Source organism: Oceanicaulis sp. HTCC2633 (genome assembly GCF_000152745.1).
GTDB lineage: Bacteria > Pseudomonadota > Alphaproteobacteria > Caulobacterales > Maricaulaceae > Oceanicaulis.
Map to the genome: position 1 here is coordinate 351,791 of NZ_CH672428.1, position 24,237 is coordinate 376,027.

General features: G+C 63.6%; 26 protein-coding genes. 17 read left to right on the plus strand and 9 right to left on the minus strand.

Annotation, left to right across the window (positions count from 1 at the left end; all coding sequences use genetic code 11):
- The first annotated feature begins 99 nt into the window (after nt 1-99).
- The gene (dapA, locus tag OA2633_RS01765; protein WP_009800757.1) at nt 100-972 is read left to right on the plus strand and encodes a 4-hydroxy-tetrahydrodipicolinate synthase; all 873 of its coding nucleotides are present in this window, start codon (nt 100-102) and stop codon (nt 970-972) included.
- Nucleotides 969-1,439, plus strand: a complete 471-nt coding sequence (gene smpB, locus OA2633_RS01770) for an SsrA-binding protein SmpB (protein WP_009800758.1) — start codon at nt 969-971, stop codon at nt 1,437-1,439. Before dapA ends, smpB begins: the two co-directional genes overlap by 4 nt.
- Before the next feature lie 12 nt (nt 1,440-1,451).
- Here smpB and OA2633_RS01775 read toward each other — a convergent pair whose 3' ends face one another.
- Nucleotides 1,452-2,114 (minus strand): uracil-DNA glycosylase, encoded by a 663-nt coding sequence (locus tag OA2633_RS01775; protein WP_009800759.1) that lies wholly within the window; start codon nt 2,112-2,114, stop codon nt 1,452-1,454.
- Nucleotides 2,104-2,676, minus strand: a complete 573-nt coding sequence (locus OA2633_RS01780; RefSeq protein WP_009800760.1) for an NYN domain-containing protein — start codon at nt 2,674-2,676, stop codon at nt 2,104-2,106. The genes OA2633_RS01775 and OA2633_RS01780 overlap by 11 nt, the downstream gene beginning before the upstream one ends.
- 4 nt (nt 2,677-2,680) lie before the next feature.
- Between OA2633_RS01780 and folK the strand changes: the two genes are divergently transcribed.
- From folK to OA2633_RS01835, 12 genes are all read left to right on the plus strand, one after another.
- On the plus strand, nt 2,681-3,274 hold the full coding sequence (folK, locus tag OA2633_RS16665) for a 2-amino-4-hydroxy-6-hydroxymethyldihydropteridine diphosphokinase (protein WP_083783163.1): 594 nt from the start codon (nt 2,681-2,683) through the stop codon (nt 3,272-3,274).
- Nucleotides 3,275-3,323: 49 nt separating this feature from the next.
- Nucleotides 3,324-3,701, plus strand: coding sequence for a DNA-directed RNA polymerase subunit omega (rpoZ, locus tag OA2633_RS01785; protein ID WP_009800762.1), 378 nt, complete (start codon nt 3,324-3,326; stop codon nt 3,699-3,701).
- Between the two features lie 5 nt (nt 3,702-3,706).
- Nucleotides 3,707-5,950 carry a bifunctional (p)ppGpp synthetase/guanosine-3',5'-bis(diphosphate) 3'-pyrophosphohydrolase gene (locus OA2633_RS01790; protein WP_009800763.1) on the plus strand — a complete coding sequence of 748 codons (2,244 nt, stop codon included), beginning with the start codon at nt 3,707-3,709 and terminating at the stop codon, nt 5,948-5,950.
- On the plus strand, nt 5,947-6,531 hold the full coding sequence (gene pyrE, locus OA2633_RS01795) for an orotate phosphoribosyltransferase (protein ID WP_009800764.1): 585 nt from the start codon (nt 5,947-5,949) through the stop codon (nt 6,529-6,531). Before OA2633_RS01790 ends, pyrE begins: the two co-directional genes overlap by 4 nt.
- Nucleotides 6,531-7,289, plus strand: a complete 759-nt coding sequence (locus tag OA2633_RS01800) for a pyridoxine 5'-phosphate synthase (protein WP_009800765.1) — start codon at nt 6,531-6,533, stop codon at nt 7,287-7,289. The genes pyrE and OA2633_RS01800 overlap by 1 nt, the downstream gene beginning before the upstream one ends.
- Nucleotides 7,286-7,693 carry a holo-ACP synthase gene (gene acpS, locus OA2633_RS01805; protein ID WP_009800766.1) on the plus strand — a complete coding sequence of 136 codons (408 nt, stop codon included), beginning with the start codon at nt 7,286-7,288 and terminating at the stop codon, nt 7,691-7,693. The genes OA2633_RS01800 and acpS overlap by 4 nt, the downstream gene beginning before the upstream one ends.
- Nucleotides 7,694-7,711: 18 nt before the next feature.
- Nucleotides 7,712-8,398, plus strand: a complete 687-nt coding sequence (gene rnc / locus OA2633_RS01810) for a ribonuclease III (RefSeq protein WP_009800767.1) — start codon at nt 7,712-7,714, stop codon at nt 8,396-8,398.
- Nucleotides 8,391-9,314: a GTPase Era gene (gene era, locus OA2633_RS01815; protein WP_009800768.1), complete on the plus strand. Its 924-nt coding sequence runs from the start codon at nt 8,391-8,393 to the stop codon at nt 9,312-9,314. The genes rnc and era overlap by 8 nt, the downstream gene beginning before the upstream one ends.
- On the plus strand, nt 9,314-10,042 hold the full coding sequence (gene recO / locus OA2633_RS01820) for a DNA repair protein RecO (protein WP_009800769.1): 729 nt from the start codon (nt 9,314-9,316) through the stop codon (nt 10,040-10,042). Before era ends, recO begins: the two co-directional genes overlap by 1 nt.
- A gap of 109 nt (nt 10,043-10,151) precedes the next feature.
- Nucleotides 10,152-12,392, plus strand: a complete 2,241-nt coding sequence (parC, locus tag OA2633_RS01825) for a DNA topoisomerase IV subunit A (RefSeq protein WP_009800770.1) — start codon at nt 10,152-10,154, stop codon at nt 12,390-12,392.
- Nucleotides 12,393-12,480: 88 nt separating this feature from the next.
- Nucleotides 12,481-13,041 carry a LemA family protein gene (locus tag OA2633_RS01830; protein WP_009800771.1) on the plus strand — a complete coding sequence of 187 codons (561 nt, stop codon included), beginning with the start codon at nt 12,481-12,483 and terminating at the stop codon, nt 13,039-13,041.
- Nucleotides 13,042-13,068: 27 nt separating this feature from the next.
- Nucleotides 13,069-14,082 (plus strand): M48 family metallopeptidase, encoded by a 1,014-nt coding sequence (locus OA2633_RS01835; protein WP_009800772.1) that lies wholly within the window; start codon nt 13,069-13,071, stop codon nt 14,080-14,082.
- Nucleotide 14,083: 1 nt separating this feature from the next.
- Here the strand turns inward: OA2633_RS01835 and OA2633_RS01840 are convergent, their stop codons facing one another.
- The 7 genes from OA2633_RS01840 to OA2633_RS01870 all read right to left on the minus strand — a co-directional run bounded on the left by OA2633_RS01840 (nt 14,084) and on the right by OA2633_RS01870 (nt 22,409).
- Nucleotides 14,084-15,226 carry an AI-2E family transporter gene (locus tag OA2633_RS01840; protein ID WP_009800773.1) on the minus strand — a complete coding sequence of 381 codons (1,143 nt, stop codon included), beginning with the start codon at nt 15,224-15,226 and terminating at the stop codon, nt 14,084-14,086.
- Nucleotides 15,219-16,793, minus strand: coding sequence for a TRAP transporter large permease subunit (locus OA2633_RS01845; protein WP_009800774.1), 1,575 nt, complete (start codon nt 16,791-16,793; stop codon nt 15,219-15,221). Before OA2633_RS01845 ends, OA2633_RS01840 begins: the two co-directional genes overlap by 8 nt.
- Nucleotides 16,794-16,803: 10 nt before the next feature.
- The gene (locus OA2633_RS01850; protein ID WP_009800775.1) at nt 16,804-17,586 is read right to left on the minus strand and encodes a TRAP transporter small permease subunit; all 783 of its coding nucleotides are present in this window, start codon (nt 17,584-17,586) and stop codon (nt 16,804-16,806) included.
- A 3-nt stretch (nt 17,587-17,589) separates the two neighbouring features.
- Nucleotides 17,590-18,711 carry a TRAP transporter substrate-binding protein gene (locus OA2633_RS01855; protein ID WP_009800776.1) on the minus strand — a complete coding sequence of 374 codons (1,122 nt, stop codon included), beginning with the start codon at nt 18,709-18,711 and terminating at the stop codon, nt 17,590-17,592.
- 60 nt (nt 18,712-18,771) lie between these two features.
- Nucleotides 18,772-19,518, minus strand: a complete 747-nt coding sequence (locus tag OA2633_RS01860) for an arginyltransferase (RefSeq protein WP_009800777.1) — start codon at nt 19,516-19,518, stop codon at nt 18,772-18,774.
- Between the two features lie 37 nt (nt 19,519-19,555).
- The gene (locus tag OA2633_RS01865) at nt 19,556-21,388 is read right to left on the minus strand and encodes an SLC13 family permease (RefSeq protein WP_009800778.1); all 1,833 of its coding nucleotides are present in this window, start codon (nt 21,386-21,388) and stop codon (nt 19,556-19,558) included.
- Between the two features lie 109 nt (nt 21,389-21,497).
- A complete protein-coding gene (locus OA2633_RS01870; RefSeq protein ID WP_009800779.1) occupies nt 21,498-22,409 on the minus strand; it encodes a flagellar motor protein MotB in 912 nt (303 codons plus the stop codon).
- An 84-nt stretch (nt 22,410-22,493) separates the two neighbouring features.
- On the opposite strand from OA2633_RS01870, the gene OA2633_RS01875 reads away from it, so the two are divergent.
- The 3 genes from OA2633_RS01875 to OA2633_RS01885 are packed head-to-tail and all read left to right on the plus strand — an operon-like array spanning nt 22,494 to nt 24,234.
- The gene (locus OA2633_RS01875) at nt 22,494-22,964 is read left to right on the plus strand and encodes a flavin reductase family protein (RefSeq protein WP_009800780.1); all 471 of its coding nucleotides are present in this window, start codon (nt 22,494-22,496) and stop codon (nt 22,962-22,964) included.
- Nucleotides 22,965-22,973: 9 nt separating this feature from the next.
- Nucleotides 22,974-23,363: a cupin domain-containing protein gene (locus OA2633_RS01880; RefSeq protein WP_009800781.1), complete on the plus strand. Its 390-nt coding sequence runs from the start codon at nt 22,974-22,976 to the stop codon at nt 23,361-23,363.
- 1 nt (nt 23,364) lies between these two features.
- Nucleotides 23,365-24,234 carry an NAD(P)-dependent oxidoreductase gene (locus OA2633_RS01885; RefSeq protein WP_009800782.1) on the plus strand — a complete coding sequence of 290 codons (870 nt, stop codon included), beginning with the start codon at nt 23,365-23,367 and terminating at the stop codon, nt 24,232-24,234.
- Nucleotides 24,235-24,237 lie beyond the last annotated feature (3 nt).

Sequence of the window (24,237 nt, forward strand, 5' to 3'; positions counted from 1 at the left end):
TGCAAGCGGCTGTCCATGGTTGTCCTCTGCACTTGGCGCAAAACAATGGCGCGCGTATGGTCCGCGCCCGAATTTGAAGTTCCGATGAAGGTTAGCCCCATGTTCAAAGGCTCCATGACAGCGCTGGTCACTCCGTTCAAGAATGGCGCCGTTGACGAGAAGGCCTTCGCTGCCCTGGTCGAGCGCCAGATCGCAGCGGGAACCCATGCGCTCGTACCAGCCGGAACAACCGGTGAAACGCCTGCGCTCACGCTCGAGGAGCGTCTGAGCGTTGTCGAGCTCTGCATAGAGGTGTCGGGCGGCCGCGTTCCCGTGATTGCGGGCACTGGCGTGAACGCCACGGCGGCTTCCATCCAGCTGCAGCAACACGCCAAGGAAAAGGGCGCGGACGCCGGACTGGTCGTGGCCCCGTACTACAACAAACCGTCCCAGGCCGGGATTCTGGCGCATTTCACCGCCATTGCGGACGCCGTCGCCCTGCCCATCTTCGTCTATAACATTCCCGGACGGTCCATCGTCGACATCACGCCTGAAACCATGGCGGAGATGGCGCGCCATCCCAATGTCATCGGGGTCAAGGATGCCACGGGCGACATGTCCCGCGTCACCCGTCATCGCAACCTGATTGGCGACGCCTTCATCCAGCTATCCGGCGATGACGCCACGGCGCTTGGCTATAACGCCCATGGCGGACAGGGCGCCATATCGGTGACCTCCAATGTCGCGCCGGATCTGTGCGCCCGTTTCCAGAACGCCTGTCTGGACGGTCGCTGGGATGAGGCGAGGATGTTGAACGATCAGCTGCAGCCCCTGCATGAAGCGCTCTTCTCCGCACCGAGCCCGGGGCCTAGCAAATATGCCCTCTCGCTGCTGGGATTGTGCGAGGAGGAAGTCCGACTGCCGCTGGTGGAGTGCCCGGATCCGGTGAAGCAAAAAGTGCGCGCGGCGATGGAAGGCTGTGGTCTGCTATGAGCAAGAAGAAAGAGGATGCCGGGTTGGTCGCCGTCAATCGGCGCGCCCGTTTCGACTATGAAATCGAGGAGACTTTCGAGGCCGGCATCCAGCTTGTGGGCACCGAGGTGAAATCCCTGCGCGCAGGCAAGGCCAATATCGCCGAGTCCTATGTCAGCCCGGAAGATGGCGAGGTGTATCTGATCAATTCGGACATTCCGCCCTATGATCATGGCAACCGTTTCAACCACGCGCCGCGCCGGCGCCGGAAGCTCCTTCTGAAGAAGAAGGAAATCAACAAGATCGCGGGGTCTGTCGCCCGCGAAGGACGCACGGTCGTGCCCCTGCGCATGTATTTCAACGAGCGTGGCATCGCCAAGCTCCAGATCGCCCTCGCCAAGGGCAAGAAGACCGTGGACAAGCGCGAAACCAAGAAAGAGCGTGACTGGCAGCGCCAGAAATCGCGCCTGATGAAGACTTTCGGCTAGCGCGTGGACCGTCTAGCGCGAGTCCAGATGGGCGCGGGCGTCGCGGAATACGTCGTGGAACATGGCTTCAGTCAGCCGCCCGGTATTCGTGTTGTAGCGCGAGCAGTGATAGCTGTCGAACAGCGCCAGAGGCCCGTTCGGCCCGTCCACATCATGGCGCGCGCCATGGGCGAACTTGAAGGCGGACTGTTTATACCCGAGGGCCTTGAGCGTGTTCTCGTGTGAGACGCGTCCCAGACAGATCAGGGTCGTCAGACGGGGCAGGGCGTCCATGCGCGACGCCAGGAATGGCCGGCAATTGTTCATTTCCGCGCCAATGGGCTTGTTCTGGGGCGGCACGCAGCGCACGGCGTTGGTGATCATGGCGTCCACCAGTCGCAGATCGTCATTCCCGTCTGGATCAAAACGGCCTTTGGAAAAGCCGAATGCCTCAAGCGTCGGGTAGAGAAGATCACCTGCCCAGTCGCCTGTGAACGGCCGCGCCGTGCGGTTGGCGCCGCCGCGGCCGGGCGCGAGCCCGACCACCAGAAGACGCGCCTGCTCATCGCCGAAACTTGGAACCGCGCCGTTGAACCAGTCCGGTTCCGCGGCGACATTCTCAAGGCGATACGCGACAAGGCGGGGGCAGAGCGCGCAATCAGCCGCGGGCTCCGCCGGGATGGTCCTATTCGTCATCGTCGGAATCGGAGTCGTCATAATCGCGCTGACGGCGTTCGCGACCGACCAGCTTGCCCAGATCCTGAAGCTCGATGAAGGTGTCGGCCTGACGACGCAGGTCGTCCGCCGCCATGGGCGGGGAGGATTTCAGCGTCGAGACGACGGAGACCCGCACGCCCTTGCGCTGGACGGCCTCGACCACCTTCTTGAAATCGCCATCGCCAGAGAACAGGACGATGTGATCGAGATAATCCGCAGCTTCCATGACATCGATGGCGAGATCGACATCCATGTCGCCCTTGATGCGGCGGCGTCCGGAGTCGTCGGTGTATTCCTTGGCCGCCTTCGTGATGACCTTGAAGCCGTTATAATCAAGCCAGTCGATCAGGGGGCGGATGGGGGTGTACTCTTCGCTTTCAATCAAAGCGGTGTAGTAGTTGGCGCGAATGAGGCGACCGCGTTTGCGGAACTCCTCCAGCAAGCGCTTGTAATCGATGTCGAAATCAAGGTTTCGCGCAGCTGAATACAAGTTTGCGCCATCGATGAAGAGTCCGAGCTTCTCGTTCGGGTAGAAGGTCATTTCTATGCCTTTCCAAAAATCACTGAGTGGGAATGAGGCCCGACCGGGCATATTCGTCGCCCTGGGAGCCAACCAACCCTACCGCCGTTGCACGGCCTTTGAAAACCTGCGTCGTGCATTGCAGCTGTTGAGTCACGAAGGCGTTGAAGTCCGGTCATGCTCGCGACCCTGGCGCACGCCGGCCTGGCCGGATCCGGACCAGCCTCCTTTCCTCAACGCAGCGGCCCAGATTGACTGGCCAGAGGATGATCCTGAGCGTCTCCTGCAGATCCTGCACGGTGTGGAAACGGCTTGCGGCCGGGTGCGTTCCACTCCGAATGCGCCCAGAACACTGGATCTGGACCTGATTGACTTCAGGGCAAGCCTCCGCACGCCGGAATCATCTGACGGACTGGTTCTGCCGCACCCGCGCGCAACCACGCGCGCCTTTGTGCTCTTGCCTCTGCGGGAAATTGCGCCACACTGGCGCTGTCCGGTTTCAGCCGATCCGATCGATCGTCTTATCGGACGGCTCAGCTGGGAGGACCGCAAGGGCTGCCGCCCTGCGGGCGGGGTGTTGCATGCTGCGACGCACAGGTTGAAGCGCGCGTCCAGTTAAGCTATCAGCATTCTTTCAACTCTTACGTATTCAAGGAGCGCCCCCCGGCATGGCTCGCGTTACCGTCGAAGATTGCATTGACAAGGTCGATAACCGGTTCCGTCTGGTTCTTCTGGCCGCGCATCGCGCCCGTAACATCTCCGCCGGCGCGGAGCTGACCCTGGATCGCGACAACGACAAGAACCCGGTCGTCGCCCTGCGTGAGATTGCTGACGAGAAGCTGGACCTTGAGACCCTGGGCGAAAGCCTGGTGTCCGGTCTGCAGCGCGTCATCCCCTCTGACGATGACGAGGGCGGCATCGAGGAACGCGTGCCGCAAACCGAAGCGCCCGCTGCTCCGGCTCTCCCGGCGCCGGAGATGGACGAAACCGCCATGCTCAAGGCGCTGCAGTCTGACCGTGACGGTCCGGCCGACGGCCGACTTTAAGCCTCATGAGTGCGCTGGCGTCTCCGTCTGCGCTCGCTTCCGCCGACGCAATCCCGAGCGCCGACGATCTGGTTGCGCGCGTTCAGGCGTATTATCCTCAGGCTGACGCGGATCTGATCCGTCGCGCCTACGATTTTGCGCGCGACAGCCATGAGGGTCAGACGCGCCAGTCCGGGCAGCCCTACTATTCCCACGTCGTCGCTGTCGCCATGTTGCTGGCGGAGCTGCGCCTTGACGTGGCGACGGTGTGCACGGGGCTCCTGCACGACACGGTCGAGGACACGCTGGCGACGCTTGAGGACATCGAGCGTCTTTTCGGATCCGATGTGGCCAAGCTGGTCGACGGCGTCACCAAGCTGGGGCAGATGGAGCTCGCCTCCAAGCGCACCAAGCAGGCTGAAAACCTCCAGAAGCTGGTCGTGGCGATCACCCGTGATGTCCGGGTGCTTCTCGTCAAGCTGTGCGACCGCCTGCACAACATGCGTACGCTGCATTATGTGCCCAAGCCGGAAAAGCGTGAGCGCATCGCGCTGGAGACCCTTGAAATCTATGCGCCCCTTGCGCGACGCATTGGTGTGAACCGGGTCTGCGTCGAGCTCGAGAACCTGTCCTTCAAGAACGTCAATCCGGCCGCCTATGAGTCTGTCACCCGCCGCCTGACCGAATTGCGCGAAACCCGCGCGGATGCTGTGGCCATCGTGTCCTCGACGCTGTCAGAGCGACTGACCGAGGCGGGCATCGAATGCCGCGTCTTCGGCCGTGAGAAACGGCCCTATTCGATCTGGCGAAAGCTTGAGAAGAAGGGCGTCTCCTTCGACGATATCGCCGACATCTACGCCTTCCGGATCCTCACCGAGACCCCGGAAGACTGTTACGCCGCTCTCGGCGTGGTGCACCGGACCTGGCGCTGCGTGCCCGAGCGTTTCCACGATTACATCTCCACGCCCAAACCCAACAATTACCGCTCGCTGCACACCACGATCATCGGGCCGGGCAATATTCGCGTCGAACTTCAGATCCGCACCGAGGAGATGGAGCGTGTCGCTGATACGGGCGTTGCGGCGCATTGGCGCTACAAGACCGAAAACGGCTATGCCTATGATCCCAAGGCGGCGCGCGAGGCAGGCGGCGATCCGCTGGATCGCCTGCGTCCCTTCGTCGAGATCCTGGAGCAGGGCGGGGACCCGGATGAATTTCTCGAGCACGCCAAGCTCGAGATGTTTTCCGACCAGGTCTATTGCTTCACGCCCAAGGGCCGCCTGATCGCGCTGCCAAGCGGAGCGACCCCGCTCGATTTCGCCTTCGCCGTGCATACCGAGCTCGGCTACACCGCCATCGGCGCCCGCATCAATGGTCGCGAACGCCCGCTGCGCCAGCGCCTGTCCAATGGCGATGTGGTGGAGATCGTCAAAGGGGGCGAGCGCCAGCCGCCTGCGGGCTGGGAGGAGGTGGCCGTTACAGGGCGCGCCCGCGCCGCCATCCGCAAGCTGATCCGCGAGTCCGAGAGCGAGGAGTTCGCTCGTATCGGACGGGTCATCGCCGAGCACGCCTTCGCCCGTGAAGGCAAGGAATTCCGCGAGAACGCCCTGGGCGACGCCCTGAAGCGGCTGGAGCTTGAAACGCCGGAGGCCCTGCTGATCGCTTTGGGGCGCGGCACTGTCAGTTCATCGGAAATGCTCGACGCGGTCTTCCCAGGCCAGCGCGAGCATCGCGGCGACAGCGTTTCGGATCGCGAACTGATCGAGGACGAGAAGGGCGCCCTGTTTGTCCATGGCCGCGGCTTGACGCCGGGCGTGTCCCTGCATTTCGCCGAATGCTGCTCCCCCATGCCGGGAGACCGGATTGTGGGCGTGTTGCAGCCGGGCCGCGGCGTGCAGGTGCATGTGATTGATTGCGAGCGTCTGGCCGCCTGGGAAGATGAGGCCAGTCTTGCCAACTGGATCGATCTCAAATGGACGCCGGAGGCGGATACGCGCGGCGTCTCGGTGGGGCGGATCCACGCCACGGTCCGCAACGAGCCGGGCGTGCTGGCGGAGATCGCCGGCGTTGTGGGCGATGCGCGCGGCAATATCACGGATGTGAAGACGCTGACCCGCACGCGAGATTTCTTCGAGATGGCGTTTGACGTCGAGGTCTTTGACGCGCGCCACCTGAACAATATCGTATCGGCGCTGAAGACCAGCGACCGTGTCGTCTCGGCCGAGCGTGCGCGCCTGTCCGAAGACCCTGCCTTAAAGGAGACCGCATGACCACCGAGGACGTGCTGGCGGAGTTCAAGGAGGCGGGCGCCCTTCTTGAAGGTCATTTCATTCTCTCGTCCGGGCTGCGCAGTCCGGTCTTTTTGCAAAAGGCCCTGGTGTTTCGCGATGCGGCGCGAACCGAACGCCTGTGCAAGGCGCTGGCCGAGGCGTTGAAGGCGGCAGGTCATGGCCCATTCACCGCTATCGTCTCGCCCGCCATGGGCGGGATCATCCCGGGCTATGAAACCAGCCGTCACATGGCGTTGCCCTTCATGTTCGTCGAACGCGAAAATGGCGAATTCGCCCTGCGTCGCGGCTTCGAGCTCACGGCGGCGGATCGGGTGTTGGTGATCGAGGATATTGTCACCACCGGGCTCAGCTCGCGCGAATGCATCGCCGCCATCGAGAAATCGGGCGCCAAGGTTGTCGCTGAAGGCTGTCTCGTGGACCGTTCGGGCGGCAAGGCCGATGTGGGCGTGCCTCTGGTGGCGCTCGCAACCGTGAACTTCCCGGCCTATCCCGCAGACGATCTGCCTGAAGAGCTGGAACGGATACCGGCCATCAAGCCGGGCAGCCGGGGACTTGCCTGATGAGCGCGCCGCGCCAGCGACTGGGACTGAATATCGACCACGTGGCGACCATCAGGAACGCCCGCGGCGGTCTGCATCCCGACCCCGCACGCGCGGCGGCCATGGCCCAGGCGGCCGGCGCCGACGGTCTGACAATCCATTTGCGCGAAGACCGGCGGCATATCCAGGACGCGGATCTTCAGCAGGTGCGACAAGCCTCTGATTTGCCCATCAATCTTGAAATGGCGGCGACTGAAGAGATGACCGCGATTGCGGTCGGCTTCAAGCCACATGCGGCCTGCATCGTTCCTGAAAAGCGGGAAGAGCGGACCACGGAAGGCGGACTCGATGTCGCCGGTCTGCATCACCAGATCGCGCCCGTGGTCCGCCAGCTCTCAGACGCAGGCTGCCGGGTCTCTCTCTTCATCGAACCCGACCCGGTGCAGGTCGCTGTGGCGGAAGTTCTTGGCGCGCCGGTGGTGGAGCTGCATACGGGCCGCTATGCCGAGCTCTGGCTCGAAGGCGGTCAGGATGCCGCGGCGGCAGAGCTTGAGCGCATCCGGATGGCGGCCGTCGAGGCGCGCAAGCGGGGGCTTGAGCCTCATGCCGGTCATGGTCTGACGTTTGACAATGTGAAACCGGTCGCAGCCATTGCCGAGATCGCCGAGCTCAATATTGGCCATTTCCTGATCGGCGAGGCGATCTTCACCGGACTCGACGCGGCCGTGAAACGCATGCGCGCGCTGATGGACGAGGCGCGCGCGGAGAGCGCCCTGTGATTCTGGGCGTCGGATCCGACCTGACCGATATTCGCCGGATCGAGCGTGCGATCGAGCGGTTCGGCGCGCGGTTTCTCGATCGGATCTATACCAGGGCCGAGCAGGCCCGCGCGGAAGGGCGTCCGGGCCGGATCAACACCTACGCCAAGCGGTTCGCCGCCAAGGAAGCCTGCGCAAAGGCCATTGGGGGCGGTCTGTGGCGCGGGGTCAGCTTCACCGATATCGAGGTGCTGAACCTGAAGGGCGGCAGACCGGTGATCACCCTGACCGGTGAAGCGCAGGCCCAGCTGGCGGCGCGCATCCCGCAAGACCGCGCCGCCCGGTTTCACCTGACCATGAGTGATGAGCCGCCCTATGCGCAGGCCTTTGTGGTGATTGAAGCGGTTGACCCGGGGCCGGCTTGAGAGAATGAAGCCCGTATCATGAGTGATCGTATCAAAGATTTTGAAGCGCGCATCAACTACCGGTTCAAGGACCGGGAGCTTCTCGAGCGTGCGCTGACCCATGCCTCGCACGGCGATGGCCGCTCTCGGGCGGCCTCCAACGAGCGTCTTGAGTTTCTCGGAGACCGCGTGCTGGGGCTGATGGCGAGCCAGCGCCTGTATGAGACCTTTCCCAACCTCGAAGAGGGTGGTCTCGCCCAGCGTCTCAATGCGGTCGTCAACAAGTCCGCCTGCGCACGCGCCGCACGGCGCTGCGATCTGGGCGAAGGGCTTCGGCTGTCCGCTGCCGAGGAACGCCTGGGCGGACGCGAGAAGGAATCCATCATCGCCGATGCGTGTGAAGCGGTGATCGGGGCGTTGTATCTTGATGGCGGGCTGGACGCCGCCTGGGCGTTCTTCACGACCTTCTGGGCGGATGAGATTGACCAGCTGACCCGCCGCCCCAAGGACGCCAAGTCCCAGCTTCAGGAATGGGCGGCGCAAAAAGGCTATGGCGTGCCGGTCTATGAGACTGTGGCGCGCAAGGGGCCGGACCATCGTCCGGTCTTTGAAATTGAAGTCCGGCTCGACGGCGTCGCGCCGGCGCGCGGCGAGGGCGGGTCCAAACAGGACGCCCAACGCGCCGCGGCCTCGGAAATGCTCAAACGGGAGGCCGCAGATGGCTGATCAGAATGCGACGCGCGCCGGCTTTGTCGCCATCATTGGCGCGCCGAACGCCGGAAAATCCACCCTTGTGAACGCGCTGGTGGGCCGCAAGGTCTCCATCGTCACCCCCAAGGTCCAGACCACGCGCTTCCAGGTGCGCGGCGTCATGATGCACGGCTCCGCCCAGCTGGTGCTTGTGGACACGCCCGGCGTGTTCGCGCCGCGTCGGCGTCTGGATCGCGCCATGGTGGCCAGCGCCTGGGAGGGCGCGGATGATGCGGACGCGATTGTCCATGTAGTCGACGCGGCCGCCCAGCTGAGCCAGGCGCGCCGCACCGTCGAGGATGTGGAGCGTGTGATCGACGGCCTCAAAGCGCATGAGCTGAAGGCCGTTCTGGTGCTCAACAAGATCGACCTGATCAAACGCGAAGAGCTTCTGGATCTATCTCAAAAGCTCTACGAAACAGGTGTTTACAGCGATGTCTTCATGATCAGCGCCAGCAATGGCGATCGGATCAAGGACCTGGCGGACTTCCTCGTCACCCTGATGCCGGAAAGCCCGTACCTCTATCCCGAGGACCAGATTGCAGACTTGTCCGAGCGCATGCTGGCCGCTGAAGTCACACGCGAAAAGCTCTATCTGCGCGTTCATGACGAGCTGCCCTACGGGCTGACAGTGGAGACCGACAGCTGGAAGGACAACAAGGACGGCTCGGTCCGGATCGAGCAGACCGTTTATGTCGAGCGCGAAGGCCACAAGCCGATCATTCTGGGCAAGGGCGGACAGACCATCAAATGGGTCTCCACCGCCGCGCGCACCGATCTTGAAGAGCAGCTTGATCGCAAGGTGCACCTCTTCCTGTTCGTTAAGGTGCGCCCGAACTGGGGCGATGAGCGCGCCCGCTTCAACGCGCTCGGGCTCGATTTCGACGCCTGATGGAATGGACCGCCTCAGGCCGGATCGTCGCCGTGCGCCCCCATGGGGAGACGAGCGCGGTGATCGAGGTGCTGACGGCGGAGCATGGCCGTCATGCCGGTCTGGTGCGCGGCGGTCGGTCCAAGGCCATGCGGCCCATATTGCAACCGGGCAATCGCATCCGCGCGGTCTGGCGCGCCCGACTGGAAAGCCATCTGGGCGGGTTTGCGGTCGAGGCTGAAGACCTGTCCGCCGGCGTCCTCATGGAAGACCCCCTGGCGCTTTCAGGGCTGAACGCCGCCTGCGCCATGGCCTCGATCTGCCTGCCCGAACGTGAAGAGCACCCGGCCGTCGCCGACGCGTTTGAAGTGCTGATCAGCGCGCTGGAAGACCCTGATCTCTGGCCTGCGCTCTATGTGCGATGGGAGGCCGGGCTTCTGGCGGATCTGGGATATGGCCTCGATCTGCGGCGTTGCGCGGCGACAGGCGTTGAGACCGGGCTGGTCTATGTCAGCCCCAAATCCGGGCGGGCGGTCAGCGCCGAGGCGGGCGAGCCCTACAGGGACCGCATGCTGGCGCTGCCGGGCTTCATGAAGGGCGGCGGGCAGGTGTCCGAGGGCGATGTGGGGGCAGGGCTGAAACTGACCGCCCATTTCATCGAACGCCGCGTGCTCTGGCCCGCTGATCGCATGCTGCCGGACGCCCGCACGCGGATGATCGAACGGCTAGAGGCTGTCGGGCGGCTTTGAGTCCGAAGCAACAACTGTTGAAAAGCCTGCGCCCTGACCTGCCCTGACAGGGCGATCCGCTCCATACTGGGGTGTGATCGAATCACTTGGATGACCTGAGGGGATCTGGATGGGCGAGCAATTTCCCGGCGATGGCGGCCGTATCTTCGATGAGAGCTTCAATGACGCGCTCTCCTCGCGCTATCTCGCCTATGCGCTCTCCACCATCACCCAGCGGGCCTTGCCCGATGCGCGCGACGGTCTGAAGCCGGTTCACCGCCGTCTTCTCTACGCCATGCGGCTTCTCAAGCTGTCGCCCGACACCGCCTTCAAGAAATGCGCCCGCGTGGTCGGCGACGTTATCGGCCGGTTCCATCCCCATGGCGATCAGGCGGTGTATGAGGCGCTGGTGCGTCTGGCGCAGGATTTCGCCTCGCGCTATCCGCTGGTCGAAGGTCAGGGCAATTTCGGCAATGTGGACGGCGATGGCGCCGCGGCCATGCGATACACCGAAGCGCGTCTGACCGAAGCCGCGATCCTCATCCTGCAGGATTATGACGAAGGCACGGTCGATTTTCGCGAGACCTATGACGGCGAGGACAAGGAGCCGCTGGTCCTGCCTGCGGCCTTCCCGAACTTGCTCGCGAATGGTTCCGCCGGCATCGCGGTGGGCATGGCGACCAATATCCCGCCTCACAACGCCGCCGAGCTATGTGACGCCGCCCGTCATCTGATCAAGACGCCGGGCGCCGCCACCGAGACCCTTCTGAACTATGTGCAGGGCCCGGATTTCCCCACGGGCGGTGTGTGCGTGGAGACGCGCGAGAACATCCTCGAGGCCTATGAGACAGGCCGGGGCGGCTTCCGCCTGCGCGCCCGCTGGGAGGTCGAGGAGCTGGGCCGCGGCCAGTGGCAGATCGTCGTCACCGAGATTCCGTATCTCGTGCAGAAGGCCAAGCTAATCGAGCGCATCGCCGCGCTTCTGGACCAGAAGAAACTGCCGCTGCTCGCCGATGTCATGGATGAGAGCGCCGAGGATGTGCGCCTGATCCTGGAGCCCAAATCGCGCACGATTGATCCCGCGCTCCTGATGGAGTCCGTGTTCAAGCTCACTGATCTCGAGGTCCGCTTCGCGCTGAACCTGAACGTGCTGGACCCCACAGGCGCGCCGCGCGTGGTGGGTCTGAAGGAGGCGCTGCAGATCTGGCTCGACCACCGCCGGGTTGTGGTGGTGCGCCGCGCGACGACGCGCCTTGAGCATGTGGAAGACCGGTTGGAAGTCCTGTCGGGCTTCATGGTCGCCTATCTCAATCTCGATGAGGTCATCCGGATTATCCGGTTCGAGGATCATCCCAAGGATGAACTGATCAAGACCTTCTCCCTGACCGACCGTCAGGCCGAGGCCATCCTCAACATGCGTCTGCGCAGCTTGCGCAAGCTCGAGGAAATGGAAATCCGTGACGAGCAGTCCCGTCTGGAAGGCGAGCGCGACGAGCTCAATGCGCTGATTGCCGATGAAAGCCTGCAGTGGAAGAAGGTCGACAGCGAAGTCGCGGACGTGAAGAAGCGCTTCGGCCCGAACACCGAGCTGGGCAAGCGCCGCACGACCTTTGCAGACGCCCCGGCGGCCGACCTCGCCGACATGGTCGAGGAAGCGCTGATCCCGCGCGAGCCGATCACCATTGTGCTGTCGCGCATGGGCTGGGTGCGCGCGCTCAAGGGCCATACCGATGACGTCACGGGCATCAAGCACAAGGATGGCGACGAAACCGCCTTCTCGCTAAAGGCCGAGACGACCGACAAGATCCTGATGCTCACCACCGATGGCCGGGTCTATACGCTGGACGCCTCCAAGCTTCCCGGCGGGCGCGGCTTTGGCGAGCCGGTGCGTCTGTTGATCGATATGGATGAGAGCGCCGAGCCGGTCGCGCTGTTCAAATACTCGCCTGATCGCAAGCTGCTGCTGGCCTCCACCTCCGGGCATGGTTTTGTGGTGGCGGAGAAGGAACTGCCCGCCATCAAGCGCGCGGGCCGGCAGGTGCTCAACGTTATCGACGGGCACAAGGCCATGATGGCCCTGCCCATGACGGGCGACCGCATTGCGGTGCTGGGCGAGAACAAGAAGTTGCTGGTCTTCGCCGCTGACGAAATCCCTGAAATGGTGCGCGGCAAGGGCGTGCGCCTTCTGGGCGGAAAGGCGGGCGAGGTCGCCGACATCACCGTGTTCAATGCCGAAGAGGGCCTTGTGCGGGTCGATCCGGCGGGCCGTCGCCATCTTGTGGAAGACTGGCGCTATTACGAAGGCAAGCGCGCCCAGGCCGGCAAGCTGGCCCCGCGCGGCTTCTCATCAAAGAGCTTTGGCGGACGTTAGGGCTTTTACCGAACCATAACTTGGCCTTCTCCCCCAATCGGAGTAAGGCTTTGATGGGTTTCCCCTCAGCGCCATCAAGGAGCGTTACATGGAATTGCTGATTGTTTTCGGTGTGATCGTCCTGATCGGCCTGTTCGTGATGATGATCTACAACCGGCTGGTGGCGCTGCGTCAGACGACGCGCCAGGCCTGGGGCGATATCGATGTGCAGCTCAAGCAGCGGCACGATCTGGTTCCGAACCTTGTCGAGACCGTCAAGGGCTATGCCGGTCACGAGAAAGAGACGCTGGAAAGCGTCGTGAAGGCCCGCCAGCAGGCGGTGGACGCCAGTTCGGTCAAGGACCTGGCCCAGGCCGAGAACGTGCTGTCCGGTGCGCTGCGTCAGCTCTTCGCGCTGTCTGAAAGCTATCCGGATCTGAAGGCGAACCAGAACTTCCTGTCGCTGCAGAACGAGCTCGCCGATCTTGAGAACAAGATCGCCGCCTCGCGCCGCTTCTTCAACAATGCGGTCAGCGAATACAACACGGCGCGCGAGCAGTTCCCGGCGGTGATCCTGGCGAACTCCTTCGGCTTCAATGAGGCGGACTTCTTTGAAGTCGCCGCCAATGAACGCGCGGCGGTCAACGCTGCGCCGTCGGTGAAGTTCTAGGGCGATGCGCAGGTCTGAGGGAGGCGCATGATGATCGCCGCCACGGGCCTGCGCACCCATATCTGGAACAACAACCTCAAATCCATCCTGCTGCTGGCCGGGTTTCCGGTTCTGGTCCTGGCGCTCGTCTTCGCGGCGGCGCTGATCCTGGTCGAGCCGGGCGCGCCCACGGTCAAGGGCGGCGCGGGCGAGGACGTGATGCTGGCGGCGCTCGACTGGACGCTCAGCGCCTTTCCCTTTGTGGTGATCGGGGTGGCGATCTGGTTCGCCATCGCCTGGTTCAGCCATCAGGCGATCATCGACGCCTCGACCGGGGCGAGGAAAGTCAGTCGCACCGACGCGCCCGAGCTTTACAACCTTCTTGAGAACCTCACGATTTCGCGCGGCATGCCGATGCCGTCGCTGCGGATTATCGAGACCGATGCGCTGAACGCCTATGCGTCCGGCCTGAGCGAGAAGAAAGCCGTGATCACCGTCACGCGCGGCCTGATGGAGCGGCTGGATCGCGATGAGCTCGAAGCGGTGCTGGCCCATGAGTTGAGCCATGTGATCAACCGTGATGTGCGCCTGCTGGTCATAGCGGTGATCTTTGTCGGCATCATCTCCTTCACCGTGGAGATCGCCGCTCGCAGCGTGTTCTATGGCTCGCTCTCGCGGGCTGGCGGCGGTCGACGCGGCCGGTCCGGCAATGCGGGCGTCATTCTGCTGGTGGCGGGCCTGATCGTGGCGTTGGCGTATGGCCTCGCCATCGTCATCCGTTTCGCGCTTTCCCGTTCTCGCGAATACATGGCGGACGCAGGCGCGGTGGAGCTGACGAAAAACCCGGACGCCATGATTTCGGCCTTGGAGAAAATCTCCGGCCATAGCGAGATCAAGGACGCGCCCAAGGAGGTGCGTCAGATGTTCATCGACAATGAGACCCAGGCGAGTTTCGCCGGTCTTTTCGCCACGCACCCGCCCATCGAGAAGCGCATCGAGGCGCTGGTCGACTATGCGGGCGGTCATCGCCGGGTGCGCGAGACCTCGATCCCTGAAATCTGACCTAGTCCTTCAGCTCTTCGGGATGGTCCTCGCTGAGCAAGGGCGCATAGGACAGGGCGTAGAGATACCAGATCGAGGAGAAGAGGGCGGCGATCATCGGTCCGACAATGATCCCCACCGCGCCAAACAGCGTCAGCCCGCCCAGCGTGGAGATCAGGATCATCAGGTCAGGCAGCTTGGCGTCCTGACCCACGAGGCGCGGGCGCAGCAGATTGTCGATCAGACCCACCACCAGCGCGCCCCAGGCGATCAGAAGGCCGCCGGCGACATAATGACCGCTGGCGATCAGCCAGATGCCCGCCGGTCCCCAGACCAGAGGCGGTCCTATGCCCGGAATGACCGACAGCACGGTCGTCACGGTCGCCCAGAACAGCGCGCCGGGCACGCCGGCGAGCGCGAGCGCAATGCCTGTCAGCACGCCCTGGATGATGGCGATGACGAAGGTGCCCTTCACCGTGGCGCGAATGGTCGACATGGCGCGCTCGACCAGCAGATCGCGATCCTCGCGCGGCATGGGCATCAGCTTGAGGCCGTGCTCGGCCAGCGACGGCCCACGTGTAAGAAAGAAGAACAGCGCGAACAGCATCACCACCAGATCGAGAAACGCTCCGAAGGTTCCCGATGTGGCCTTGCGCAAACCGTCCACCAGCCAGCCGCCGGCATTGGAGGCGAATTGTGCAGCCTGATTGGTGATGTCCTGTTGGTAAGGGGCGAGACTTTCACGGAAGGGCAGCCAGTCGGGCAGGGCCTCGATGCCGCCTTCGCGGATGAGCCGGATCTGGTCTTGCAGCCAGGGCGCGACCGTGCCGGTCACCTGCACGGCCTGATCGGCCACGAGCGCGAGGATGGCGGTCAGCGGGATCAGGACGACGAAGACGGCCAGAACCAACACAAGGCCCGCGGCTGCAGATGAAGAGCCGAAGGTGATGGGTTTGAGGAAACGATGCACGGGGTTGAGGAACATCGCAAAGACCGCCGCCATGAAAAGCGGGCTGAGAAAGCCGCGGATCATCCAGATGAAGATGACCGAGACGCCCAGCGCCAGCAGCACGATGAAGACCCGCTGCAGCGCCTGCCGGTCCGACATCAGGGCGGACAGATTGCTGTCTCCAGAGGATGAGTCCGTCTCTGTGTCGTCAGTCATAAAGCAGTCCAGGCAGCGCTGTCGCGAGCCAGGGCAGAGCCGCCACGGTCGCGATCATCAGAAGCTGGATTATGACGAAAGGCGCCGCGCCCCGATAGATCGCGGCTGAAGTCACTTCCGGCGGCGCGACGCCGCGCAGATAGAACAGCGCAAAGCCGAAGGGCGGGGTCAGGAAGCTGGTCTGAAGATTGAGCGCCATCATCACGCCGAGCCAGACCGGATCCACGCCCATCATGAACAGGACGGGCGCAACGATCGGCACCACGACGAATGTGATCTCGATGAAGTCGAGGAAGAAGCCCAGCAGGAACATCACCACCATGACCACGATGAGCGCGCCGGTCGCGCCGCCGGGCGCGGCCTCGAGCGCCGCGCGGACGGTGTGATCCCCGCCGAGCTCTCGGAAGACGAGCGCGAACAAGCTCGCCCCGATCAGGATGACGAAGACCATGGCCGAGATTTGCGCAGTGGACCGCATTACCGCGTCGAGCACGCCGGTTCGGAACAACCGGATGCAGGCGAAGAGCACGCCGAGAATGGCGAGCGCGGAGAGGGCGTAGGCCACGCCGGTCTGAAGCGCCGTCGCGCCTGCCCGCAGATCAAAAAGCAAAGGTGAGAGCAACAGGGCGAAGAGGGCGATGGTGCTGAGAAGGATCAGGCGCTGGCCAAAGACGGGATTGCGCGTCGCGCCGCTATTGCGATAGCCCGCGAGAAGTATCGCGCCCAGAGCGCCCACGCCTGCCGCCTCGGTCGGGGTGGCGAGACCGCCCAAGATCGAGCCCAGCACCGCGATGATCAGGATGAGCGGCGGGACGAGCGCCTGCAGCAGCTTGCCCCAGTCCGCGTGCATCTCCTCTTTCGGAATGGCGGGCGAGGCGGACGGGCGAAGGATCGCGACGCTGACCTGATAGAGCACATAGACCACCACCAGCAGCAAACCCGGGATCAGAGCCCCTGCGAAGAGATCGCCCACAGAAACGATGTCGGGCGAGAAGATGCCCTGGGCGCGCTGCGCCTCGGCATAGGCGGATGAGAGTTGATCGCCCAGCAGCACCAGCACGATGGAGGGCGGAATGATCTGGCCGAGCGTGCCGGCCGCGGCGATCGAGCCCGCCGCCAGTGAGGGCGAATAGCCGCGCTTGAGCATGGTGGGCAGGGACAGAAGGCCCATGGTCACCACCGTGGCGCCGACAATGCCGGTGGAGGCGGCGAGCAGTGCGCCCACAATCACGACAGAGATCCCCAGTCCGCCGCGTAGCGAGCCGAAGAGCGAGCCCATGGCGTCGAGCAATTGTTCGGCGATGCGAGATTTTTCCAGCATCACCCCCATGAACACAAAGAGCGGCACGGCCACGAGAATGGCTTTGTCCATCTCCATGATGTTGCCGTAGATGCGCTGCGGGAAGGCGCGCAGATGGAAGGGGTCAAAGAGCCCCAGCGCCAGTCCGATGAGGGCGAAGGCAAGCCCGACGCCCGCCAGCGTGAACGCCACGGGAAAGCCGCGCAGCAAGGCCACAAACGCTGCAACGAACATGGCGAAGGGCAGAAGAGAGATAATCAAGTCCATGGATTAGCCTCTAAAGCTCATGTTCTGCATCATCGTGGCCGGCAGGCGGCGGAGTCTCGCCGGACAGGGTCAAAGCGGCGCGAGAGGCCATGGCGAAACCCTGCGCGATCATCATCACGGCGAAGACCGGAATGGCGGTTTTCAGAAGGAAGACCAGCGGCAGGCCGTCGCTTTCGCGCGAGCGCTCGAGAATGCGCCAGGCGCCGCCCACATAGCTTTCGGACGTCATCAGGATCAGCCAGCACATCGGAATGAGCGCCAGATAGACGCCCAGAAGGTCCGTCCAGGCTTTGCCGCGCTCGGACAGCCTTGTGTAGAGAATGTCCACGCGGACATGGCCGCCATGGTAGAGCGTCGCCGCGCTCGACAGCAGGAACAGGATCGCGTGAAGATAGATCACGCTTTCCTGCAGCTTGGTGATCGAGACGCCGAAGACATAGCGCTGCACGACGATCAGGCCGGTCACGAGAACAAGGCCCAGCGCCGCCCAGCGCACCATGTCCCCGACGGTCAGGGAGATCGCATCAAAGAGCGCGATCAGACGTCTCAAGAGCTTTGAAACCGGCTGCGGCAGGCCTCTGAAACGCCCGTAGAGCGCGCTCAGAAGGGCGATGAGAAGAAACGGGCTCAGCCCCAGACCGAGCCAGCCGAGCCCCGTGCCGGCCAGGGCGGCGACACCGCGCAGATGGGCGTCCAGAAGGGCGCCCACGGCTCCGCCGCTGATAGCGTCCACACCGAGCAACAGGACCGTGATCCCGATCAGGGCGAGCAACAGGAGGTCGGCGAGCTTCATGGTCTAGCGACCAAGCACGAGTTCGCGGTTCTGATAATAGGGCGCTTCGGACACATTGGCCCAGTCCCGTCCCAGACGGCGCGCTTCGCGATAGCTCTCATAGACGCGACGGCTGAGCGGATCGGCATTTGCCGTATCGGCCACCACCTGTTCGGAAATGCGCCCGACTTCGCGCCAGATCTCTTCAGAGAACTGACGCAGCTGCACGCCATGCTCTCCCGTCAGGGTGCGCAAGGCGAGGCCGTTCTGATAGGTGAATTCGGCGAGAGACTGGTTGTTGGCGGCGCGCGCTGCGGCGCGGACGATGGCCTGCTGATCGGCGGGCAGGGAGTCCCAGACGCCGCGATTCAGGCCGACGGCGAGCGCCGAGCCCGGCTCGTGGAAGCCCGGACCGTAATAATAGGGCGCCTCACGATAGAAGCCGAACGCCAGATCGTTCCACGGGCCCACCCATTCGGTGGCGTCGATCGCGCCCGATTGCAGGGATTGATAGATCTCGCCGCCCGACAGCGCCACGGCGGCGCCGCCAAGCTCGCGCAGCACTGAACCGCCCAGACCCGGAATGCGCATGCGCAGGCCGCGGAAATCCTCGAGCGTGTTCACCTCGCGCTTGAACCAGCCGCCCATCTGGTGGCCCGAATTGCCGGCCTGGAAGGCGATCAGGCCGAACTGGCCGGACAACTCCTCCCAGAGCTCCTGACCGCCGCCATATTCGACCCAGCCCATGATTTCATGGGCGGTCATGCCCATGGGGACGGCGCAATAGAAGTTGAAGGCGGGCGAGCGGCCCTGCCAGTAGTATTCCGCGCCATGATACATGTCTGCGACGCCGTTCGAGACTGCGTCGAAGACCTCGAACGCGCCGACGATCTCGCCTGCGCCATAGACCTCGACGTCCAGAGCGCCGCCGCTCATCTCGGTGATGAATTGCGCGGTGCGCTCCGCCGCCGAACCCAGTCCCGGAAATCCGGTGGGCCAGGTGGTGACCATGCGCAAACGGCGCGTGCGATTGCGGTTCACCGCCGGGGCGGCCGGAGCGCTCTGCGCGCCATTTTCCTGAGAACAGGCCGATGCGGCGCCAGCGGCGACCACCGCCGCGCCGGACAGGAATGTACGACGATCCATGGTTCCTCCCCCTTGGATGGCCTGATTATGGTTCAGGTCCTCATCCGGTGTTGCGTCTGATCAATCGTGCGCGTCCCCGGGCGGCTGCAATATGCGCCAGCCTTCAGGTTCAAGCACTTCAAGCGGTTTGTACTGAGCCTTGTAGTCCATTTTCGGACTGCCTTGCACCCAATATCCCAGATACACGAACGGCAGGTTTTCCGCCTTCGCCCTTTCCACGTGGTCCAGAATGATATGGGCCCCGAGGCTGTCCTTCGCGCGTTCCGGCGCAAAGAAGCTGTAGACCAGAGAGAACCCGTCGATCAGCCGGTCAACGAGAACGCAGGCGATGAGCTGGCCTGCGCTATCGCGGTATTCCACCAGTTCGGTCTGTTCCGACCCGTCCTCGACCATCGACGCGAAGTCGAAGAAATCCATCCCCGCCATGTCGCCGTCGCCATGACGCGTATTGAGATAGCGGCTCAGAAGCGCGAACTGCTCGGGCATGGCTTCGGCCGGACGCGCCATACGCAAGAGGTCCGCATTCCGCCGGGACACCCGGCGTTGGGTGCGCGAGGGTTCGAAGTCGGCGACCGGAATGCGCGCCGACTTGCACGCCGAACACAGCTCGCAGGCCGGACGGTAGAGAATGGACTGGGACCGCCGAAAGCCGGCATGGGTGAGGATGTTGTTCAGATGCGCGGTCTGGTCATTGTCCACGCGCGTGAAGATCTTCCGCTCCATCCGGCCCTCGAGATAGGGGCAGGGCGTCGGCGCCGTCAGGAAGAACGGCAATTGACGGGTGGCGAACGGTCGGGTCACGGACATCCTCTGCGCGTTACGAGTCGAGCCAGTCTAACCTGAGCTAGGTCAGCGTGAAACTGATCGCCACCAAAACCGTGAAGGCCAGCCAGATCAAGACAGCGAGCGGCGCGCCGGCGCGAATGAAGTCGGCGAACCGGTATTTGCCGGGCCCCATGACCAGAAGATTGGTCTGATAGCCGATCGGGGTGGCGAAGCAGGTGTTGGCGGCGAACAGCACCGTCAAGGCGAACAGGTGCGGGTCTGCGCCCACCGAATTGGCCGCCGTGACTGCGATGGGTGTGAACAGGATCGCAGTGGCGTTGTTGGAGAGCACGTTGGTCAGCACCATCACCAGGAAGAACAGCGCAGAGACTAGCGCCGTCGTTCCGAGGGGTGAGAACACATGCACCACGCCCATGGCGAGCACGGTGGCGCCGCCGGTCGCTTCCATCGCTGTTCCAAGGGCGAACGCCGATCCGATGAGCAGGTAGAGCTTGAGGTCGAAGGCGCGAGCGGCCTGGCGCACATTCAGACATCCCGTGCCGATCATCGCGGCGGCGCCGATAAGCGACGCGGCCACAATGGGCAGGATGCCGGTGGAAGCGGTGAGTATGACGCCCGCCAGAATGAGCCGGGCGATCGAGGCCTTGCGGATGTCGGGCAGGTCTGACGTCGCCCAGTCCATCAGCAGCACGTCCCGGTCCAGACGCAAGCGACGCATGGCGTCCGCGCCGCCGAACAGCAAGAGGACATCGCCAGCCTCGAGACGGATTTCCCCCAGCTTCGCCCGGATCATGCGCGAGCGGCGCTGCACGCCCAGCACGATGGCGCCCACCGCGTGACGGAACCCGATCTGACGCACGGTGCGGCCGATCAGGCGTGAGCCGGGAGACACCACCGCTTCTGTCAGAGCCAGGCGTTCGCCCCGGGTGGGCAGGTCGGCGGGGCCGGCCGAGCGCAGAACGCCCTCAACAAATTCGGCCCGGCTCGAGAGCAGTTCGGTCAGTTTCTTGCGCGTCGCCGCAATGATGATGAGATCACCCTGCTTGAGCTCGATCTCGTCAAAGGGCGGCAGGAAGGCGTCCTCTCCGCGCTGGATCATGCGCACGGTGATGTCGCCCAGCTCGGTGAACATGCCGGCGACCGGTTTGGCGCCGATCATGGGGTGACCGGCCGTGACTTCGATCTGGGCGATATACTGCTTGCCGGGGGAGCCGCCCTTGTCGTCCTCGGCTTCCTCCCGCTCGGGCAAGAGTCGGGGCATGATGAAGGTGATGTAGAGTATGCCCACCACAGAGAGGATCATGCCGATGCGGCCCGGCTCGAAGAAGCCCAGCTTCTCCCCCGTGGTCGCCAGCAGGCTGTCCGCCACAAGAAGGTTGGTGGACGAGCCGATCAGCGTGGTCATGCCCGCGAAGATGCACACAAAGCTGAGCGGCATCATGAAGATGGACGCCGACCCTCCCATCCGCGCCGCCACAGCGCCCAGAATGGGAATGAACATCACCACGACAGGCGTATTGTTGATGAAGGCGGAGACCCCGAAGACCAGCGCGAACAGCGTGATGATGGTCAGCTTGGGCCGCACGTCGAACATCGACAGAAGCGTCCGGGTCGGTCCGTCCAGCGCGCCGGTGTGGAAGATGCCCTGACCCACGACGAGCAGCGCCATGATGGTCAGAAGCGCCGGATTGGCGAATCCGGCCAGCAGCGTGGCGGCTGTGGGCGCATCCGGCGCGCCGAAGAACTCGAAGAAGACAAGAGCGACGCACAGGATCACCACCGAGACCAGCTCGAGGGCGAACTTTTCCCAGCAGTAAAAGACGATGGCTCCGCAAACGCCGAGCAGTACCGCCCACATCCGCCAGTCCGAAAGGACCGAAAGATCGTCCATGCCTGTCACTCTTGCCGCACGCGGATTCGCGCCAAAGGCTTCAGGTTAACGTCTTTGCGCCCGGATGCGAGCGTCAAGCGCTGCATCCGGGCCAATCGGGTGTGGAGGGCTAGAGGGAGTGACCCGGCGGTATGGCGGGCGCTTCACGCAGCAGCGTGATCGACAGGCGTCGATTGCCCGGCAGATAGGGATCGTCGGGGAAGAGCGGCTCGGCGCCGGCCTTGCCGCGGACTTCCGCAATCCGGTGATCGGGAATGCCGGCCTCGGTCATGATGTTCAGCGCGGCGTTGGCGCGCGCGGAGGACAATTCCCAGTTGGACACGCCGCCGACCGGAGCCGGGCTGGCGTCGGTATGGCCGGAAATCGTGATCCGGTTCGGCAGGCGCAGGACGATCTCGGAGATCGTGCGCAACAGCACGCGGGCGCGGCTGTTGGGTTCGATCGCGCCCGGCTCGAACATCGGGCGGCCTTCCTGGTCGATCAGCTGGATGCGCAGTCCTTCAGGCGTTTCCTCGATGAGGACATGACGCGACAGCTCGGCGAGTTCGGGCATGTCCTGCAGCGCCTGACGCAGGGATTGCTCGGCGCTTGCGAATTGCGCCGCTTCACGACGCGCGACGGCGCTGGCGAGGGCGTCAGAGGACGCCTCGGGCTGGCCGCCGGCTGCGCCTGAGGCCTGATCGGCCTCCTGTTCGCGCGAGACATCCTGTTCGGAGCGGGGCGCGAGGCGTTCAACGATGGAGGAGGAACCCGATCCCCGCGCGCCGTCATCGCCAAAGCTGGTGCCGCCCAGAACGCCGCCCGAACCGGACGTGGTGCGGCTGACGCTTGCGGGTGCGAAATAGTCCGCGATGCCCTGACGCTGTTCGGGTTCTGTGTTATTGATCAGCCACATCATGAGGAAGAACGCCATCATTGCCGTCACGAAGTCGGCATAGGCGACCTTCCAGGCGCCGCCATGGTGACCATGGCCGCCGCCCTTCTTGACTTTCTTGATGACGATCGGTTGATCCGAACTCATATCCACCCACCTTCGGCTTTTCTGGCGGACACCTTGGCGCAACAGGGTTAAATCTGCGTTGTCAAAACGAATCAGGAGTGAAATTTGTCACTGTTCGAGCGCGAATTCCGTGATTGCCTTGGCCGCTTCGCGACCGGAGTGGCCCTGATCACGGTTATGGATGAAGGGGCTGCGCGGGCGATGACGATCAATTCGTTCGCCTCTGTGTCCCTGGATCCGCCGCTGATCCTCTGGTCGCTCGCCAAGGATAGTCATCGCTATGATCGCTTCCTGAATGCGCAGAACTTCGCCGTGAACATCCTCGCGGCCGATCAGGCGGATCTGTCCGCCGCCTGTGCGCGCAATGACGATCTTCACGCCAATGGAGGCCAGTGGACGCTGGCGGACAATGGCGCGCCCCTGCTCAAGGACGCGATTGCGCGTTTTGAATGCCGTCGCCATGCCGTCATGCCTGGCGGCGACCATGAGATCATTCTGGGCGAAGTGCTGAACGTGGACCGGCCGCGGGATGCAGAAGCGCTGGTTTTCGTTCGTTCGGGTTACAAGCAGATCTGAGACCGCATCATGTTCGCAGACGTCAAACGCCTAGAGGCCGAGTTCGCCCAAATCCACGAGCACTGGTCGCCGCGGGTCATCGCCCGTGTCAATGACCAGTATGTCAAGCTCGCCAAGCTCAAGGGCGAGTTTGTCTGGCATGATCATGCGCACGAGGACGAGTTGTTCTTCATCGTGAAGGGACGGCTCGAGATGCAATATGAGGACAGGAGTGTGGCCCTGTCCGAAGGCGACATGCATGTCGTTCCCAAAGGCGTCCAGCACAATCCCGTCGCGCAAGAGGAATGCTGGGTCATGCTGGTCGAGCCGGTCGAGACCAAGCACACAGGCGATGTCATGGCGGACAAGACCCGCAGTCTGGACGAGCAATTGGCCGGTAGCGGCCTTGAAGGAGCATAAAATGGCGGTTGTCGCATTCCTGGGTCTTGGCGTGATGGGGTTCCCCATGGCGGGGCATCTGAGTAAGGCCGGACACGACGTGCGGGTCTGGAACCGGACCGCCGCCAAGGCGAGAGACTGGGCGACGAGGTATGACGGCGCGGCCTGCGACTCTGTGGAAGCGGCGGTCGATGGCGCCGATTGCGTCTTCATGTGCCTGGGTGACGATCCAGATGTGCGTGTGGTGGCGGATCTGGCCTTGCCTGCCATGAAGTCGGGCGCGGCGCTGGTCGATCACACCACGGCGTCCGCCGAACTGGCGCGTCAACTCGCTGAAACGGCGAAAGTGATGGGCATCGGGTTCCTCGACGCGCCGGTCTCCGGCGGTCAGGCGGGCGCCGAGAATGGCCAGTTGTCGATCATGTGCGGCGGCGAGACGGAGGTGTTCGCGAAGGCCGAAGCGATCATGAGCTGTTACGCCAAGGCCATGGTCCACGCCGGACCGGCAGGCGCAGGCCAGCTGACAAAGATGGTCAATCAGATCTGCATCGCCGGTGTGGTGCAAGGGCTGGCCGAGGGCCTTCACTTCGCCAAGCGCGCGGGACTTGATCCGGAAACAGTGATCTCCGCAGTCTCGAAGGGCGCTGCTCAAAGCTGGCAGATGGAGAACCGCTGGCAGACCATGGTCAACGGTGAATTCAATTTCGGATTTGCAGTGAACTGGATGCGCAAGGATCTTCGCATTGCGCTCGAAGAGGCGCGCAGCAATGGTGCGCGCCTGCCGGCGGCAGCGCTGGTTGATCAGTTCTATGCCGAGATCGAGGCCATGGGCGGGGATCGCTGGGACACTTCCAGCCTGATCGCCCGTCTGGAAAACGCCGATCGGACCTGACGC

Excerpts from the sequence above, each read along its gene's own strand:
- dapA (WP_009800757.1), top strand. The coding sequence starts at position 100 with ATGTTCAAAGGCTCCATGACAGCGCTGGTCACTCCGTTCAAGAATGGC.
- smpB (WP_009800758.1), top strand. The coding sequence starts at position 969 with ATGAGCAAGAAGAAAGAGGATGCCGGGTTGGTCGCCGTCAATCGGCGC.
- OA2633_RS01775 (WP_009800759.1), bottom strand. The coding sequence starts at position 2,114 with ATGACGAATAGGACCATCCCGGCGGAGCCCGCGGCTGATTGCGCGCTC.
- OA2633_RS01780 (WP_009800760.1), bottom strand. The coding sequence starts at position 2,676 with ATGACCTTCTACCCGAACGAGAAGCTCGGACTCTTCATCGATGGCGCA.
- folK (WP_083783163.1), top strand. The coding sequence starts at position 2,681 with ATGCCTTTCCAAAAATCACTGAGTGGGAATGAGGCCCGACCGGGCATA.
- rpoZ (WP_009800762.1), top strand. The coding sequence starts at position 3,324 with ATGGCTCGCGTTACCGTCGAAGATTGCATTGACAAGGTCGATAACCGG.
- OA2633_RS01790 (WP_009800763.1), top strand. The coding sequence starts at position 3,707 with ATGAGTGCGCTGGCGTCTCCGTCTGCGCTCGCTTCCGCCGACGCAATC.
- pyrE (WP_009800764.1), top strand. The coding sequence starts at position 5,947 with ATGACCACCGAGGACGTGCTGGCGGAGTTCAAGGAGGCGGGCGCCCTT.
- OA2633_RS01800 (WP_009800765.1), top strand. The coding sequence starts at position 6,531 with ATGAGCGCGCCGCGCCAGCGACTGGGACTGAATATCGACCACGTGGCG.
- rnc (WP_009800767.1), top strand. The coding sequence starts at position 7,712 with ATGAGTGATCGTATCAAAGATTTTGAAGCGCGCATCAACTACCGGTTC.
- era (WP_009800768.1), top strand. The coding sequence starts at position 8,391 with ATGGCTGATCAGAATGCGACGCGCGCCGGCTTTGTCGCCATCATTGGC.
- recO (WP_009800769.1), top strand. The coding sequence starts at position 9,314 with ATGGAATGGACCGCCTCAGGCCGGATCGTCGCCGTGCGCCCCCATGGG.
- parC (WP_009800770.1), top strand. The coding sequence starts at position 10,152 with ATGGGCGAGCAATTTCCCGGCGATGGCGGCCGTATCTTCGATGAGAGC.
- OA2633_RS01830 (WP_009800771.1), top strand. The coding sequence starts at position 12,481 with ATGGAATTGCTGATTGTTTTCGGTGTGATCGTCCTGATCGGCCTGTTC.
- OA2633_RS01835 (WP_009800772.1), top strand. The coding sequence starts at position 13,069 with ATGATGATCGCCGCCACGGGCCTGCGCACCCATATCTGGAACAACAAC.
- OA2633_RS01840 (WP_009800773.1), bottom strand. The coding sequence starts at position 15,226 with ATGACTGACGACACAGAGACGGACTCATCCTCTGGAGACAGCAATCTG.
- OA2633_RS01845 (WP_009800774.1), bottom strand. The coding sequence starts at position 16,793 with ATGGACTTGATTATCTCTCTTCTGCCCTTCGCCATGTTCGTTGCAGCG.
- OA2633_RS01850 (WP_009800775.1), bottom strand. The coding sequence starts at position 17,586 with ATGAAGCTCGCCGACCTCCTGTTGCTCGCCCTGATCGGGATCACGGTC.
- OA2633_RS01855 (WP_009800776.1), bottom strand. The coding sequence starts at position 18,711 with ATGGATCGTCGTACATTCCTGTCCGGCGCGGCGGTGGTCGCCGCTGGC.
- OA2633_RS01860 (WP_009800777.1), bottom strand. The coding sequence starts at position 19,518 with ATGTCCGTGACCCGACCGTTCGCCACCCGTCAATTGCCGTTCTTCCTG.
- OA2633_RS01865 (WP_009800778.1), bottom strand. The coding sequence starts at position 21,388 with ATGGACGATCTTTCGGTCCTTTCGGACTGGCGGATGTGGGCGGTACTG.
- OA2633_RS01870 (WP_009800779.1), bottom strand. The coding sequence starts at position 22,409 with ATGAGTTCGGATCAACCGATCGTCATCAAGAAAGTCAAGAAGGGCGGC.
- OA2633_RS01880 (WP_009800781.1), top strand. The coding sequence starts at position 22,974 with ATGTTCGCAGACGTCAAACGCCTAGAGGCCGAGTTCGCCCAAATCCAC.
- OA2633_RS01885 (WP_009800782.1), top strand. The coding sequence starts at position 23,365 with ATGGCGGTTGTCGCATTCCTGGGTCTTGGCGTGATGGGGTTCCCCATG.